1 protein-coding gene is annotated in these 440 nt (G+C 61.6%); it reads right to left on the reverse strand.

The window, feature by feature from the left end; all coding sequences use genetic code 11:
• Nucleotides 1–11 precede the first annotated feature (11 nt).
• The gene (locus AB1L30_RS00695; RefSeq protein ID WP_367011425.1) at nucleotides 12–278 is read right to left on the reverse strand and encodes a 2Fe-2S iron-sulfur cluster-binding protein; all 267 of its coding nucleotides are present in this window, start codon (nucleotides 276–278) and stop codon (nucleotides 12–14) included.
• Between the last annotated feature and the right edge of the window lie 162 nt (nucleotides 279–440).

A 440-nucleotide genomic window follows, 5' to 3' on the forward strand; every position in this document is an offset into this window, starting at 1 on the left:
CTTGACGTTGTCTACTTCGGGTGGCGCACTTGCTGGATCGCTTGCACGATGTTCGCGTAGGCGCCGCACCGGCAGATGTTCCCGCTCATCAATTCCTTGACGTCGGCGTCGGTCGGCCCGCAGGGTTCGTCGAGCAGCGCGACGGCGGACATGATCTGGCCCGAAGTGCAGTAGCCGCACTGGTAGCCGTCGCTCTCGACGAACGCGGCCTGCATCGGGTGCATCGCGTCGGGCGTGCCGAGGCCCTCGATCGTGGTGACCTCGGCGCCGTCGAGCATAACGACGATCTACCACGCACGCGAGTTTTCCTCGAAGCTGAATTAAAAGCGGCACAGCCGTAGTCGATTATAGCTCTTTGCTGAACAGCTGGCCTGTCAGCGATTGGTGTCGCGCTGGTTTGGCGGTGACTCTTTGCCATCGAAGGCGAGCTTGGCGAAGTT

Origin of the sequence: Bremerella sp. JC817 (assembly GCF_040718835.1) — a bacterium.
Classification (GTDB): Bacteria; Planctomycetota; Planctomycetia; order Pirellulales; family Pirellulaceae; genus Bremerella.